Origin of the sequence: Microbacterium saccharophilum (assembly GCF_007992455.1) — a bacterium.
In the GTDB taxonomy this organism is placed as follows: Bacteria; Actinomycetota; Actinomycetes; order Actinomycetales; family Microbacteriaceae; genus Microbacterium; species Microbacterium saccharophilum.
In genome coordinates this window covers 116,687-130,317 of sequence record NZ_BKAH01000005.1, presented here as the reverse complement: position 1 = coordinate 130,317, position 13,631 = coordinate 116,687, and the positions used below count along the sequence as shown (strand labels likewise).

The following is a 13,631-nucleotide window of genomic DNA, read 5'->3' as shown; positions in this document are numbered from 1 at the left end:
GTCAGCCCTCCGGGGACGGAGTCGGGGTGGGCGGGTGCAGCGTGGTCTGGATCAGGTCGCGGATGTGCGCCCAGTCCTCGGCGGACGGCGCCTCCGGATCGATCCCCGCGCCTTCCGGGGTGAGCTCGATGGTCGTGACCGGCTGCTCCTTCGCCTTGACCGCCAGGCTCGTGAGGAACGGCAGCAGCGACTCCGGGATGTCGGTCTGGACGAGGTCCTCCCCCGCGGCGGCGACCTCCTGGAACCGCAGCAGCACATTCGCCGGTGTCGCCTGGGCGAGGATCGCCTGCTGCAGTTCGCGCTGGCGGCGCATGCGGTCCCAGTCGCTCGTGGTGTAGCGGGAGCGGGCGTACCACTGCGCGGTGTCGCCGTCCATGTGCTGCGCACCGGCTTCGATCCACCCGGTCGCCCAGTCCTCGGCAGGCTCCCCGTCGTAGCCGGGCCCGCCGCCTTCCGGCAGGCGCTCCGTGACGGTGATGTCGACGCCGCCGAGTGCGTCCACGATGTCGGCGAAGCCCTTCATGTCGACGAAGACGTAGTACGGGATCTCGATGCCGAGGACGCCCGCGGCGACGTCCTTCGTCGCCTCGATGGCCGGCGAGGAGCCCTGGTCGGCGGCATCCGGATAGATGCTCTCCCCCCGGTCGCTCTGGCACACCTCGACGGCGTTCGTCAGCTGGTTGACCCCGGCCGACCAGCCGCAGGTCTGCGACACGTGCCCTTCGAACCCGTCCGGGTAGAGCTCCCGCATCGGCCCCTCCGCGAACGGTGCGTTCTGCAGATCGCGTGGGATGCCGGTGATCGTCACCGCGCCGGTGTCGGCGTTGACGGAGACGACCGAGATGCTGTCGAAGCGCATGGAGTCGCGGCCGAGGCCGCTGTCGGCGCCGAGGAGGAGGATGTTGTAGTAGCCGTCCGACGGCGGAACGGACGGCCCGCTGTTGCCGAAGATCGTCGCGAGCGCCTCACGCGCTGGCCCGATGAGGGTCTGCGCTGCGGAGACCGCGCCGCCGCTGGAGATCAGCAGGCCGACGATGGCGACGACGGCGGCGCCGGTGCGGGACCAGCCGCCGACCTTCACGAAGCGCACGAGCCGGAGCGTGTCGATCGTCAGGACGAGCCAGAGCGCGGCGTATGCCAGCAGCACGACCTGCACCAGGAGGAGCGCCGCGCCGTTGGCCAGCGAGTAGAAGAGGGACGGCCAGAGGAGGGCCGTCAGGAGGCCGAGGACCGCGACCACCCACAGCACGAGAGTCGCGACGATGCCGACCCGGCCGAGGCGCCGGTTGCCGGCCACGATCTGCGCCGAACCCGGGATGAGGAAGTTGAGTGCCACGAGCCACCAGGCGCGGCGCGTCATGACGGCCGGCGAGCCGGCATCCGGATGCCGCAGCGGTCGCTCCTGGAGGACACCGCCCGACGCCGCGGGCGCCGGTGCGGAGCGCGGCGGACTCAGCAGGGTCACAGAGCGTCCTTCAGCCGGCGGTTCTTCTCCTCCACCTGCTCCTCGAGGGAGCGGGCGTACTGCTCGAGGCGGTCGCCGAGCCGGCGGTCATCGGCCCCGAGGATGCGCGCGGCGAGGATGCCCGCGTTCTTCGCCCCGTTGATCGACACGGTGGCCACCGGGATGCCGGCCGGCATCTGGACGATGCTGAGCAGGGAGTCGAGCCCTTCGAGCGTCGCGAGCTGGACGGGCACGCCGATGACGGGCAGGGGTGTGAGCGATGCCAGCATCCCGGGCAGGTGCGCGGCACCGCCGGCCCCGGCGATGATGACCTTCAAGCCGCGGCTGCGGGCTTCCCGCCCGTAGCTCAGGAGCTTGTCCGGGGTGCGGTGGGCCGAGACGACCTCCACCTCGTGCGGGATCGCGAAGTCCGACAGCATCTGCGACGCGTCGCTCATGACCCGCCAGTCGGAGTCGGATCCCATGACGACGCCCACGAGCGGGGTTCCTGACGAGTGCAGCGGCCGGTTCACTCGACCAGGGTAGGCGTCCCGGCTGGAAGATCCCCGCAACGGCGCGGCTGTTCAGTCCGAGAAGAACACCGCCGCGGCGCGCGCCTCGTACGCCACGGCGTCCAGCTCGTCGCCCACCGCGGTCACATGACCGACCTTCCGGCCGGGCCGAGGGTCCTTCCCGTAGGTGTGCACCTTCACGGCCGGATGCGCTTCGAGCGCGGCGGGCAGCCGGCTGTCGAGACCGCCGCTGACGGGGCCGCCGAGGATGTTGACCATGACCGACCAGGCCCGGCGGGGCGACGGGTCGCCGAGCGGCAGATCGAGGACGGCGCGCAGGTGCTGCTCGAACTGGCCGGTGACGGCGCCGTCCTGACTCCAGTGCCCGCTGTTGTGCGGACGCATCGCGAGCTCGTTGATGAGCAGCCGGTCGTCGCTGGTCTCGAAGAGCTCGACCGCGAGCATGCCGGCGACGTCGAGTCCTTCGGCGATCCGCGCGCCGATCGAGGCGGCCACGTCGCTGAGCCGCGCCGAGGCGTGCGGCGCGGGCGCGAGGACCTCGGCGCACACGCCGTCCCGCTGCACCGTCTCCACGACGGGGTAGGCCACGAGCTGACCGGAGGGGCGCCGGGCGACCTGCTGCGCGAGCTCGCGCGTGAAGTCGACGTGCTCCTCCACGAGCAGCTCGCCGCCGTCCGCGAGCGCCGCGAGCCAGTCCGCGACCTCGTCCGGCGCCGAAACGACACGCACGCCCTTGCCGTCGTAGCCGCCGCGCGGCGTCTTCACGACGGCGCGCCCGCCGTGCGCGTCGAGGAAGTCCTGCAGCCCGGCGGCGTCGGAGAAGGCGGCCCAGTCCGGCTGCGGCAGGCCGAGTTCGGCGAGGCGCGCGCGCATGCGGAGCTTGTCCTGCGCGAACCACAGGGCGTGCGGGCCCGGGTGCACCGCGACACCGGCGTCGACGAGGGCCGTGAGCACGTCCTGCGGGACGTGCTCGTGGTCGAAGGTCACGACGTCGACCTCGCGTGCGAAGGCGAGCACCGTGTCGGTGTCGCGATAGTCGCCGACGGCCGTGGCTGCCAGCTGCGCGGCCATGCCGGGCTCCTCGGCGAGGACGCGCACGTCGATGCCGAGCTCGACGGCCGGCGCGATCATCATCCGCGCCAGCTGCCCGCCGCCGATGATTCCGACCCGAAGTGCCATGCCTGCTCCTTAGCTCTCCCCCATCTTCGCGCATCGCGGCGCGGGGATGCGGCGGGTCTCAGGCGTCGGGCGCGACCACGGGGATGCTGTGCGAGTCGCGGTGGGCGAGGATCTGGCTGACCTCGACCTGGTCGGCGAGCACCTCGTGCACGAGACGCACGGACGGGATGTTCGCGAGCCGCAGCGGGGCGTCGACGCCGTTGGAGAGCGTCAGGGTGCCCGCGCCCCAGATGCGCTGGATGGGACCGCGCCGTTCGCCGATCGTGTACCCGCGGGCGTGGCTGAGCTCCGTGCGGCGACGCCCGATCAGCCCGGACTGGGCGATCACGCGGCGCGTCGTCACGGTGTAGGTGCGGGAGAGCCAGGACAGATACGGCAGCACGACGAGGAGAAGGATGACGAGCCCGGCCGCCGCCCACAGCATCCAGTCCTCGAACGGGGCGGGGAGGTTGCCCAGGAAGTAGCCGACGGCCCCGGCGACGGCGAGGAGGATCAGCACGGGCCACAGCAGCGACCGCCCGTGCGCACGCACGCGGGCGAGGCGCAGTTCCGGGCTCGACGCGGCCGGCACCGGCGTGAGCGGGCGCCCGGGATACGCGGTCGGCTGGGTCACATCCCCATTGTGCGGCGCGCTCCCGACGCTCGGCGGGCGGCGCGCCCGGATCAGCGCACGTGGACGACGTCGCCGGCCGCGACGGCGGTCTCGCCGGCCTCGGTCCGCACCAGCAGCCGCCCCTCGGCGTCCAATCCGGTGGCCGTGCCGGTGAGGGTCGTCCCGTCCGGCAGCGACACGCGGACGTCCGCGCCGACGGTGGCGCAGAGGGCCTGGATGTCATCGTGCACGGCGCCGGCCCCTGTGACGGCGAGCGCGGCGATCCGGTCGCGGAGTCCCGTCAGGTAGTCGGCGAGGAGCCGGTCCTCGTCCGCCTCGCGGCCGAGCGCGAGGAACGACGTCGCCGTCGTGATGGGCAGGTCGGCGTCCGGCATGGCGGTGTTGACCCCCGCGCCGACGACGACGGCGAACGGGTCCGACGGGAGGACTTCGGCGAGGATGCCGCAGATCTTGCGCCCGTCCACGAGCACGTCGTTGGGCCATTTCAGCGCGACGTCGTGGCCGTTCAGCTGCGCGGCGACGGCCTTCGTCATGGCGGCCCCCGCGACGAGGGGGATCCAGCCGCGCATCGCGGCGGGCACCGCCCCCACCCGCAGGAGCACCGAGACCGCCAGCGCCGTCCCCGGCGGGGTCGTCCACGTGCGATCCAGCCGTCCCCGTCCGGCGCGCTGGTCGCGAGTCACGACGAGGGACAGGTGCGGATGGCCGTCGGGGTCCGCCGCGGCGTCGGCGAGGAGCTTCGCGTTCGTCGAGTCGACCGTCTCGACGACGTGCACGCGCGGGCTGACGGCGGCGGCGAGCGGATAGCCATGCGGAGAGAGCGCCATGCCGCCACCCTACGCGCGGCACCCCGCCACGCCCCAGGCCTGCCGGAATCCACAGCGGATCCGCCGCCTCGTTGTCGCCTCACTCCAACCGAGCGCCGAACCCGCTCGCTAGTGTGGAACGCGTGACCGATCAGCCCGACCTCTCCACGACCGCCGGCAAGATCGCCGACCTCCGCGCGCGCTATCAGGAGGCGGTCGTCGACGCCGAAGCCGTCGCGATCCAGAAGCAGCACGCGAAGGGCAAGCTCACCGCACGGGAGCGCATCGAGCTGCTGGTCGACCCGGGCTCCTTCGTCGAGCTCGACGAATACGTCCGGCACCGCACGACGGCGTTCGGCATGGACCGCTCCCGCCCGTACGGCGATTCCGTCGTGACGGGGACCGGCACGATCCACGGTCGCACGGTCGCCGTGTACGCGCAGGACTTCACGACGTTCGGCGGCTCGCTCGGCGAGGTCGCCGGCGAGAAGATCATCAAGGTCATGGAGTTCGCGCTCCGCGGCGGCATGCCGATCGTCGGCATCCTCGACTCCGGCGGGGCCCGCATCCAGGAGGGCGTGGTCGCGCTCGGGAAGTACGGCGAGATCTTCCGCCTGAACACGGCGGCCTCCGGCGTCATCCCGCAGATCTCGATCATCATGGGCCCCGCTGCCGGCGGCGCCGTGTACTCCCCCGCGCTCACCGACTTCGTCGTCATGGTCGACAAGACGAGCCAGATGTTCGTCACCGGCCCGGACGTCATCAAGACGGTCACCGGCGAGGACGTCGGCATGGAGGAGCTCGGCGGCGCGTACACGCACAACACCCGCTCCGGTGTGGCCCACTACCTCGCCGAGGACGAGGACGACGCGATCGACTACGTCCGCACGATGCTCGGCTTCCTCCCGGACAACAACATGTCCGAGCAGCCCGCGTACGAGCACGAGTTCGAGTGGGAGACGACGGACTCCGACCGGGTGCTCAACACGATCATCCCCGACTCCGCCAACCAGCCCTACGATATCCACCAGGTCATCGGGCACATCGTGGACGCGGGCGACTTCCTCGAGGTCCAGCCGCTGTTCGCGCCGAACATCGTCATCGGCTTCGGCCGCATCGAGGGCCGGACGGTCGGGATCATCGCGAACCAGCCGTCGCAGATGGCGGGAACCCTGAACATCGAAGCCGGCGAGAAGGCGAGCCGGTTCGTCCGGTTCTGCGACGCGTTCTCGGTGCCGATCCTCACCCTCGTGGACGTGCCGGGCTACCTGCCGGGCACCGACCAGGAGTGGACCGGCGTCATCCGCCGCGGAGCGAAGCTGCTGTACGCCTACGCGGAGGCCACCGTGCCGCTCGTGACCGTCATCCTGCGCAAGGCCTACGGCGGCGCCTACATCGTGATGGGCTCCAAGCAGCTCGGCGCCGACATCAACCTCGCCTGGCCGACCGCCGAGATCGCCGTCATGGGCGGGCAGGGCGCCGTGAACATCCTCTACCGGGGCGAGATCAAGAAGGCGGAGGAGGCCGGCGAGGACGTCGCCGCCGTCCGCACCCGCCTCGCCAACGAGTACACCTACAACGTCGCCTCCCCCTTCCTCGCCGCCGAGCGCGGGGAGCTGGACGGGATCATCGAACCGGCCCAGACCCGCGTCGCCGTCGCGAAGGCGCTGCGGGCGCTGCGCGGCAAGCGCGCGAGCCTGCCGGCGAAGAAGCACGGGAACATCCCGCTGTGAGCGACGTGGATGCCGGCGGCGCGGCGGAGGCGGAACCTCGCCTCCTGCCGATCGAGGTGCGCCGCGGCGATCCCACGCCGGAGGAGCTCGCGGCGGTCCTGGCCGTCGTGACGGAGACGTACGAGCGGGAGGCGGCGGCGACCGTCATCGAGGAGGACGAGGTCGCCGTGTCGGCATGGTCGATATCCGCGCGGGCGCTGCGTGAGCCGCTGCGCCGCGATGTCGGCTGGGGTCGTTTCCGGGGCTGACGGGAAACCTCGCCGAAATGTCCCCCGAAATACCTACAGACGGGACCTGGGCCCCTCCCGCAGAATAGAACCGCTGGAACGCTTCTGCGTTCGGCTGGACCGCCTCAGTGGTCCGGCCCGCGAGTCGGTTTTCGGGTAACCGCTCGCATGGCGAGGGGCGGGCGGCTTCGCCGCCCCTCGCCTCTCCTCTTCCTCGGTCTTCGAACCGGCGCGATCGAGGCGTGTGCCGCGACGGCCTGTCAGGCGTCGGCGCCGTCCCGCACGGGGCTCGTCCCGTCGGAGGCCGGCCGCGAGATCTCGTGCCACAGGTCGACGTGCTCCTCGCCGTCCGGATCGTCGTCCAGACGCGAGCGGCCCACCACCGTCACCGCGGTCTTCTCGTGCGGGGACGTGCGGATGTAGAGCCGGTCCGAGTGCGCGTCGTCCAGTGCCTGCGCGAGCTCGCCGCGGATCGCCGCGAGGGCATCGTCGTCGAGCCCTTCCAGGCCGCCCTCGTCGAGCACGGTGACACTCGCGCCGCGGCGGCGGGCGGCTTCGAGCCGGGCGCGGACGCGGTCATCCAGCAGCCGGGGACCGCGCATGTCGTCGCGCAGGCGTCCCTCGGCCAGCCGGGCCTCCATGCGCTCCTCGTCGTCGAGCACGCCGCCGGTCTCCACCGTGCGGGCGAGCACCGGGCCGGCGACGGACAGCGCCCGCTGCACCTGTTCGCGGCGCTCCCGGCGGCGCCCCTCCTGCGAGGCGAGCCACTCCGACGACGCCCGTTGCAGCTCGGTGAGATCCGCCGTGTCGCGCGCGGCGCTGTCGAGCAGCCGCGTGATCAGCTGCGCGAGGCCCACCCACGTGACGGCGCCGACGACGCCGAGCGCGAGGGCGTTGACGATCCCGATCCAGAGCGTGGCCTCCACCGCCAGGAGGGCCACCCCGATCCATGCGACCCACGGCCGGCGGCGCACCATGACGATCGCCATGAGCGCGCCGATGCCGCCGAGACTCCAGGTGGCGAAGGATTCCAGGCGCGCGGCCTCTCCCGCCGCGTACCAGGTCGCCGACGGGACGATGGCGACGTTCGCCAGCGCGAGGACGCCGGCCCAGGCGGGAAGCACGGCGCGCCCGCCGAGGCCCGCGGTGATGGCCTGGTCCGACGGGGCGTCGGCGGGCCGGACGTTCCAGAAGATGCAGAGCCAGGTCGTCGCGAGGAAGAGGACGACGGATGCCGTGAGCATGAGCGGGAACTCGACCGGGGTCGTCCACAGCATGCCGCCCACGGCGAGGTACGCCGTGAAGGCGGCGCCGAGCGCCGAGAGGACGACACGGACGGAGAAGGTCATCGCGGGTGCTCCCAGGTGAGCGTGACGACGGTGCCCGCCTCGCTGCTGTCGACGGTGGCGCGGCCGGCGGCCGCGGCGACGCGGGCGATGATGGAGGCGCGGATGCCGAGGCGGTCATCCGGGATGGCGGCCGGGTCGAACCCCGGTCCGGTGTCGCCGACCCGGATGCGGACGCCGACGCGGTCGGCGGTCACGGCCACCGTGAGCCCGGCGCCGTGCGCGTGCTGGATGGCGTTGGCGATGGCCTGCGCGGCGGCGAGGACGAGGGCGCGGGCCACGCGGCCGGGGATCGCCGGTGCGGACGGATCGAGGTCCCGCGCCACCGTCAGCGGATGTCCGTGGTCGCGGGCGGCGGCCTCCAGCTCGGCGGCGATCATCGCGCCGTCCACCGGCTCATCGGGGCCTTCGCCGGCGCTCTGGTCGGCGTTGGCGAGGCGCGTGAGGGCCTCGCGGGCCATGGAGACGGCGAGGGTGCGCTCGCGGTCGGTGGTCGCCCGTTCTGCGGCGATCAGGGCCGCCAGGACGCTGTCGTGCATGAGCGCGGCGACGGCGACGCGTTCCTTCTCCGCGGCGTCGGCTGCCGCCGCTGCCGCGTACGACGCGACGGCGCTTCCCCGCGTCTCATCGATCCCGGCGGCGACGGAGCGCAGCATCCACCCGAGGGCGATGACGACGCCGGCGAGGATCAGCGCGTAGACGACGTCGAGCACGACGACGACGACGCTGCCCTGGGCGGTGCCGACCTGCGCGATCCGCACGACGCCGAAGAGCACCGGCACGAGCACCGCCCACACGACCTGGAGCGGGATCCGGAAGGCGACCACGGCCGCCGACGTCGCGACGTTCAGCAGATACCAGATCCACGGCTCGGCGGGGTCGGCGGGCCGCCCCGCCGTCGCGATCGGCCAAGTCAGCATGGCGAGCGGGAACACGACGGCGAAGGTGCCGGCGAGGCTGCGCACCGCGAAGCCGGTGAAGCACGCGATGACCATGAGCGCGAGCGGCACGAAGATCGCGATGACGAGGCCCGTGCGCCACGCCGGATCCTCCTGCGGCGGGGCGAGGGCGTTCAGGAACCCCTGGGTTCCGAGGAGGGTCGATCCGAACCCGATCGCGACGACGATGATGCGCTCGACGCGTGCCTGCGTGAACTTCTCGACGCCGACCGAGATGTCGCCCAGGGGGCGCCGGGTGGCCGGGTCGATCGCGATGCGGTCAGCCGTCACCGGAGCCCTCGGCAACCAGTCCGTCTTCCATGGCGCGGCGGAGCAGGTCCACCTTCGTCGGCGCCGGGCGCCCCACCTCGACGTACTTCACCCGCACCCGCGTGATGTTCTCCTTCGCGGTCGAGTAGGCGATCCCGAGGCGCTCGGCGACGACCTTGAGCGGGAGCCCTGCCGCGTACAGGCGCAGCACGTCGCGCTCGCGCGCGGACAGCTGCGCGTCGGCGAATGCGCGGTCGCCCTCGACGGCGCTCGCCCACTCGACGTTGTCGAGCGGCTCGCCGCGTGCGACCGTGCGGATGGCGTCGATGACGTCGTCGATGCGGGACGACTTGCTGATGATGCCCGCCGCGCCGGCCGCGAGGGCCTCGCGGACGGCGGCGGGCCGGTCGGCGACGCTGTGGATGATCACCGACGAGCCGTCGCCCACGAGGCGGGAGACGTTCTCGGTGACGGTCGTGCCGTCGCCGAGGGTGAGGTCGAGCACCACGACATCCGCCGGTGCGGACGCCGAGAAGGTGCGCCAGTCGAGGTACTGCCGCACGCTGCTGCCGGAGAAGACGACTTCCTTCGTCCCGGCGCGCGCGCAGGCGGCCTCGAGTCCGAGACGCACGGACTCGTGGTCGTCGATCAGCGCGACCCTCGTCATGGGCTCAGCCTATCGAGCGATTCACCGTGACAGGACGGCGACGGCCTCGACGTGATGCGAGTGCGGGAAGAGATCGAACGCCCGCACGCTGCGGGTGTCGTAGCCGTGCGCGCGGAAGGTCGCGAGGTCGCGCGCCAGCGCCACGGGATCGCACGCGACGTAGACGATGCGGGCCGGATCGAGGTCGGCGAGGAGATCGACGACCTCGCGGCCGGCGCCGGCCCGGGGCGGGTCGAGCACCACGACACCGCGGGCAAGCCGCGCGCGCTGCTCCGCGGAGGCGGTCCGGGCGACCTCGGCGAGCCAGCGGTCCACGCGCCCGGTCTCGGCCCGGGCGCCGACCCACTCGGCGAGGTTCTCGCCGGCGTGCTCGGTGGCGCGCGCATCCGACTCGACGCTCGTGATGCGCGTGCCCGGCCCCCCGACGCCCGCGACGGCGGCGGCGAGGAGCCCGACGCCGCCGTACAGGTCGAGGTTGGTGGCGTCCGGATCGAGCGACCCGTCCTCGCGGAGCGCCGTTGCGACGGCGTCCGTCAGCGTCGCCGCGGCCAGGCGGTGCACCTGCCAGAATCCGCCGGCATCCACCCGGAAATCGCGTCCGCCGACGGTTTCGACGACGACCTCGCGGATCGCGGGGTCCGCCGGCGGACGGCGGGCGCCGCGCCGCGCGCGGGGCGGGCGGGGCGGCGTCTCGGGGCGGGAGAGCAGGCGGACCCGCCCGTCGGCGGGCTGGACGAGGTCGATGCGGCCGGCCGGCAGGTCGCGGACGGTGCGGGCCGCCTCCGCGATGGCGGGGACCGCCAAGGGATGCTCGTCCACCTCGATGACCCGGTGGCTGCGCGCCGCGAACGGCCCGACGCGTCCTTCCGCGTCGACGTGCAGACTGACGCGGGTGCGCCATCGGGTGCCGTCAGCGGACTCCTCGCCGTCGCTGCCGCCGGCCCCCGCCGCCTCCATCGTCGTCGGGACGTCGAGGCCGGCCATGCGGCGGAGGGCATCGCCCAGCACGCGGCTCTTCAGCTCGCGCTGGTGGGCGAGGTCGATGTGGCCGAAGTCCGCCCCGCCGGGACGGTACTGCGGGGCGACGTCGACGTCCGCGTCGCGCCACACGTGCGGGCGGCGGTGCGCGGACGCGTCGAGCACCTCGAGGGTCTCGCCGCGCCAGAACGCGGACTTGCCGGTGTCGGTCAGCCGCACCCGGACGCGTTCGCCGGGAATGGCATCCGGCACGAAGACCACACGGCCCTCATGCCGCCCCACGAACACACCGCCATGGGCGACATCGGTCACGTCCAGGTCGATGAGGTCTCCGGCATCCATCCTTCGAGCATCCCACGGCGCCGCTACCGTGGGGGAATGCGCGTGTGCCTGGCCTCCACCTCCCCCGCCCGCCTCATGCTGCTGCGGCAGGCCGGGATCGAGCCCCGCACGCAGGCGCCGCAGGTCGATGAGGAGGCAGTCATCGCCGCCGTCGAGGCCCACGAGGGCCGTGTCCTGCCGCCGGATGAGCATGTCCTGCTCCTCGCTCGGCGGAAGGCCGCCGACGTCGCCGCGACGCTCGCCGCGGAGGACCCGGAGTTCGACGGCCTCGTGATCGGCGGCGACTCGATGTTCGAGCTGGACGGCGAAGTGCTCGGCAAGCCGTACACGGCCGACGTGGCGACCGCGCGCTGGCACCGGATGCGGGGACGCACCGGTGTGCTGCATTCCGGGCACAGCGTCTTCCGCCTCGCCCCCGGCGCCGAGCCCCGCGAGGCGCACGCCGTCGCCGCGGCATCCGTCACCTTCGCCGGCGACATCTCGGATGCCGAGATCGACGCCTACGTCGCCTCCGGGGAGCCGCTGCAGGTGGCCGGCGCCTTCACCGTCGACAGCCTCGGCGGTGCGTTCATCGAGCGGGTCGAGGGCGACCCCTCCACGGTCGTCGGCATGTCGCTGTCCACGGTCCGCCGGCTCGCCGCCGATCTCGGGGTGACGTGGACGAGCCTGTGGAGCACGCCCGCCCAGTCGTAGGGTTCCGCCCACGTTTTCGCGATGATCTTGTTCGAGGGATCCAAAGAGGACCCCTGCATGCTGGGTAGGCTGGCATCCATGCCTCACATCGCCAAGGTGCTCATCGCGAACCGCGGCGAGATCGCCGTCCGTGTCATCCGCGCCGCCCGCGACAGCGGGAAGGCGTCGGTCGCCGTGTACGCGGACCAGGACCGCGACGCCATGCACGCCAAGCTCGCCGACGAGGCCTACGCCCTCGAGGGGGCGACGAGCAGCGAGACCTACCTGTCCATCGAGAAGATCCTCTCGGTCGCCCGCCGGTCCGGCGCCGACGCCGTGCACCCGGGCTACGGCTTCCTGGCCGAGAACGCCGAGTTCGCCCGCGCCGTCATCGCGGCCGGTCTCGTGTGGATCGGCCCGTCCCCCGAGGCCATCGAGGCGCTCGGCGACAAGGTGACGGCCCGCCACGTCGCGGAGAAGGTCGGCGCGCCACTCGCCCCGGGGACCCCCGGGCCCGTCGCAGGGGCGGAGGAGGTCATCGCGTTCGCCGAGCAGTACGGCCTCCCCATCGCGATCAAGGCCGCCTATGGCGGCGGCGGCCGGGGACTGAAGGTGGCGCGTGAGCTCAGCGAGGTCGCCGAGCAGTTCGAGTCCGCCACCCGCGAGGCCATCACGGCGTTCGGCCGCGGCGAGTGCTTCGTGGAGAAGTACCTCGACAAGCCGCGCCACGTCGAGACGCAGTGCCTCGCCGACGCAGCCGGAAACGTCGTGGTGATCTCGACCCGCGACTGCTCGCTGCAGCGCCGCCACCAGAAGCTCGTCGAGGAGGCGCCGGCGCCGTTCCTCAGCGACGAGCAGAACCGCATCCTGTACGAATCGTCCAAGGCGATCCTCAAGGAGGTCGGCTACGTCGGCGCGGGAACGTGCGAGTTCCTCATCGGCGGCGACGGGACCATCTCCTTCCTCGAGGTGAACACGCGCCTCCAGGTCGAGCACCCGGTCTCCGAGGAGGTCACCGGCATCGACCTCGTCCGCGAGCAGTTCCGGCTCGCCGAGGGCGGCGTCCTGGACTATGGCGACCCGGAGCCGGTCGGCCACTCGATCGAGTTCCGCATCAACGGCGAGGACCCGGGCCGGAACTTCCTCCCCCAGCCCGGCCGCATCCACCAGTTCAAGACGTTCGGCGGTCCCGGCATCCGCCTGGACTCCGGTGTCACCGCGAACGACAGCGTGAGCGGCGCGTTCGACTCGCTGCTCGGCAAGATCATCGTCACGGGCCGCGACCGCGCCGAGGCGCTCGAGCGCTCGCGCCGGGCCCTGGACGAGTTCGAGGTCGCCGGCATGCCGACGGTCCTCCCGTTCCACCGCAAGGTCGTCCGCGACCCCGCGTTCACGGCGGAGGACGGCCGGTTCGGCGTGTACACCCGCTGGATCGAGACCGAGTTCGTCAATGACATCCCGCCGTGGGACGGGGAGCTCGACTCGCCGTCGACCGGCGAACCGCGCCACAGCGTCGTCGTCGAGGTCTCCGGCAAGCGCCTCGAGGTGAGCCTGCCCGACCGCATCGTGCAGGCGCCGACGCGGATCGGCCGCCCCGCAGCGGTGCCGCCGTCGCGCCGTTCGCACGCCGCGACCGTGACGGCGGGCGCCTCCGGCGACGCCGTGAAGTCGCCCATGCAGGCCACGATCGTCAAGGTCGCCGTCGAGGAGGGTCAGCAGGTCGTCAAGGGCGACCTCGTCGTGGTCCTCGAGGCAATGAAGATGGAGCAGCCGATCCAGGCGCACAAGGACGGCGTCGTCGGCGCCGTCAACGCCGACCCCGGCACCACGGTGTCCGCCGGCCACCAGCTCCTGACGATCTCCTGACCGGGCCCCCGGGGGTG

The 13,631-nt window shown here is 72.7% G+C and carries 13 protein-coding genes; 4 read left to right on the top strand and 9 right to left on the bottom strand.

Annotation, left to right across the window (positions count from 1 at the left end; translation table 11 throughout):
* Window position 1: 1 nt before the first annotated feature.
* The 5 genes from MSA03_RS07310 to MSA03_RS07290 form a co-directional block, all read right to left on the bottom strand.
* Window positions 2-1,465, bottom strand: a complete 1,464-nt coding sequence (locus MSA03_RS07310) for an LCP family protein (protein ID WP_147050200.1) — start codon at window positions 1,463-1,465, stop codon at window positions 2-4.
* Window positions 1,462-1,929 carry a 5-(carboxyamino)imidazole ribonucleotide mutase gene (gene purE / locus MSA03_RS07305; RefSeq protein ID WP_147050239.1) on the bottom strand — a complete coding sequence of 156 codons (468 nt, stop codon included), beginning with the start codon at window positions 1,927-1,929 and terminating at the stop codon, window positions 1,462-1,464. Before purE ends, MSA03_RS07310 begins: the two co-directional genes overlap by 4 nt.
* A 99-nt stretch (window positions 1,930-2,028) precedes the next feature.
* Window positions 2,029-3,156, bottom strand: a complete 1,128-nt coding sequence (locus tag MSA03_RS07300) for a 5-(carboxyamino)imidazole ribonucleotide synthase (RefSeq protein WP_147050199.1) — start codon at window positions 3,154-3,156, stop codon at window positions 2,029-2,031.
* A gap of 58 nt (window positions 3,157-3,214) precedes the next feature.
* Window positions 3,215-3,769 (bottom strand): PH domain-containing protein, encoded by a 555-nt coding sequence (locus MSA03_RS07295; RefSeq protein WP_147050198.1) that lies wholly within the window; start codon window positions 3,767-3,769, stop codon window positions 3,215-3,217.
* A gap of 50 nt (window positions 3,770-3,819) precedes the next feature.
* A complete protein-coding gene (locus MSA03_RS07290; protein WP_147050197.1) occupies window positions 3,820-4,596 on the bottom strand; it encodes a biotin--[acetyl-CoA-carboxylase] ligase in 777 nt (258 codons plus the stop codon).
* Window positions 4,597-4,718: 122 nt separating this feature from the next.
* Here MSA03_RS07290 and MSA03_RS07285 point away from each other — a divergent pair, with 122 nt between their 5' ends.
* Window positions 4,719-6,308: an acyl-CoA carboxylase subunit beta gene (locus MSA03_RS07285; protein ID WP_028496793.1), complete on the top strand. Its 1,590-nt coding sequence runs from the start codon at window positions 4,719-4,721 to the stop codon at window positions 6,306-6,308.
* Window positions 6,305-6,556 (top strand): acyl-CoA carboxylase subunit epsilon, encoded by a 252-nt coding sequence (locus MSA03_RS07280; protein ID WP_028496794.1) that lies wholly within the window; start codon window positions 6,305-6,307, stop codon window positions 6,554-6,556. The genes MSA03_RS07285 and MSA03_RS07280 overlap by 4 nt, the downstream gene beginning before the upstream one ends.
* A 239-nt stretch (window positions 6,557-6,795) precedes the next feature.
* Here MSA03_RS07280 and MSA03_RS07275 read toward each other — a convergent pair whose 3' ends face one another.
* Genes MSA03_RS07275 through MSA03_RS07260 form a run of 4 tightly spaced genes read right to left on the bottom strand, consistent with a single transcriptional unit; the run spans window position 6,796 to window position 11,076 of the window.
* Window positions 6,796-7,884, bottom strand: a complete 1,089-nt coding sequence (locus tag MSA03_RS07275; RefSeq protein ID WP_147050196.1) for a hypothetical protein — start codon at window positions 7,882-7,884, stop codon at window positions 6,796-6,798.
* The gene (locus MSA03_RS07270) at window positions 7,881-9,110 is read right to left on the bottom strand and encodes an ATP-binding protein (RefSeq protein WP_147050195.1); all 1,230 of its coding nucleotides are present in this window, start codon (window positions 9,108-9,110) and stop codon (window positions 7,881-7,883) included. Before MSA03_RS07270 ends, MSA03_RS07275 begins: the two co-directional genes overlap by 4 nt.
* The gene (locus tag MSA03_RS07265; protein ID WP_028496796.1) at window positions 9,100-9,756 is read right to left on the bottom strand and encodes a response regulator transcription factor; all 657 of its coding nucleotides are present in this window, start codon (window positions 9,754-9,756) and stop codon (window positions 9,100-9,102) included. Before MSA03_RS07265 ends, MSA03_RS07270 begins: the two co-directional genes overlap by 11 nt.
* A gap of 21 nt (window positions 9,757-9,777) precedes the next feature.
* Entirely contained in the window at window positions 9,778-11,076 is a 1,299-nt protein-coding gene (locus MSA03_RS07260) for a class I SAM-dependent RNA methyltransferase (protein WP_147050194.1), read from the bottom strand.
* A gap of 36 nt (window positions 11,077-11,112) precedes the next feature.
* On the opposite strand from MSA03_RS07260, the gene MSA03_RS07255 reads away from it, so the two are divergent.
* Both MSA03_RS07255 and MSA03_RS07250 read left to right on the top strand, forming a co-directional pair.
* Window positions 11,113-11,769, top strand: a complete 657-nt coding sequence (locus tag MSA03_RS07255; RefSeq protein WP_147050193.1) for a Maf family protein — start codon at window positions 11,113-11,115, stop codon at window positions 11,767-11,769.
* Window positions 11,770-11,847: 78 nt separating this feature from the next.
* Window positions 11,848-13,614, top strand: a complete 1,767-nt coding sequence (locus tag MSA03_RS07250) for an acetyl/propionyl/methylcrotonyl-CoA carboxylase subunit alpha (protein WP_147050192.1) — start codon at window positions 11,848-11,850, stop codon at window positions 13,612-13,614.
* The last annotated feature ends 17 nt before the right edge of the window (window positions 13,615-13,631 follow it).

What these genes read in the sequence shown, in the direction of transcription:
- purE (WP_147050239.1), bottom strand. Translation starts at nt 1,929, where the DNA reads ATGGGATCCGACTCCGACTGGCGGGTCATGAGCGACGCGTCGCAGATG.
- MSA03_RS07300 (WP_147050199.1), bottom strand. Translation starts at nt 3,156, where the DNA reads ATGGCACTTCGGGTCGGAATCATCGGCGGCGGGCAGCTGGCGCGGATG.
- MSA03_RS07290 (WP_147050197.1), bottom strand. Translation starts at nt 4,596, where the DNA reads ATGGCGCTCTCTCCGCATGGCTATCCGCTCGCCGCCGCCGTCAGCCCG.
- MSA03_RS07275 (WP_147050196.1), bottom strand. Translation starts at nt 7,884, where the DNA reads ATGACCTTCTCCGTCCGTGTCGTCCTCTCGGCGCTCGGCGCCGCCTTC.
- MSA03_RS07265 (WP_028496796.1), bottom strand. Translation starts at nt 9,756, where the DNA reads ATGACGAGGGTCGCGCTGATCGACGACCACGAGTCCGTGCGTCTCGGA.
- MSA03_RS07260 (WP_147050194.1), bottom strand. Translation starts at nt 11,076, where the DNA reads ATGGATGCCGGAGACCTCATCGACCTGGACGTGACCGATGTCGCCCAT.
- MSA03_RS07255 (WP_147050193.1), top strand. Translation starts at nt 11,113, where the DNA reads ATGCGCGTGTGCCTGGCCTCCACCTCCCCCGCCCGCCTCATGCTGCTG.
- MSA03_RS07250 (WP_147050192.1), top strand. Translation starts at nt 11,848, where the DNA reads ATGCCTCACATCGCCAAGGTGCTCATCGCGAACCGCGGCGAGATCGCC.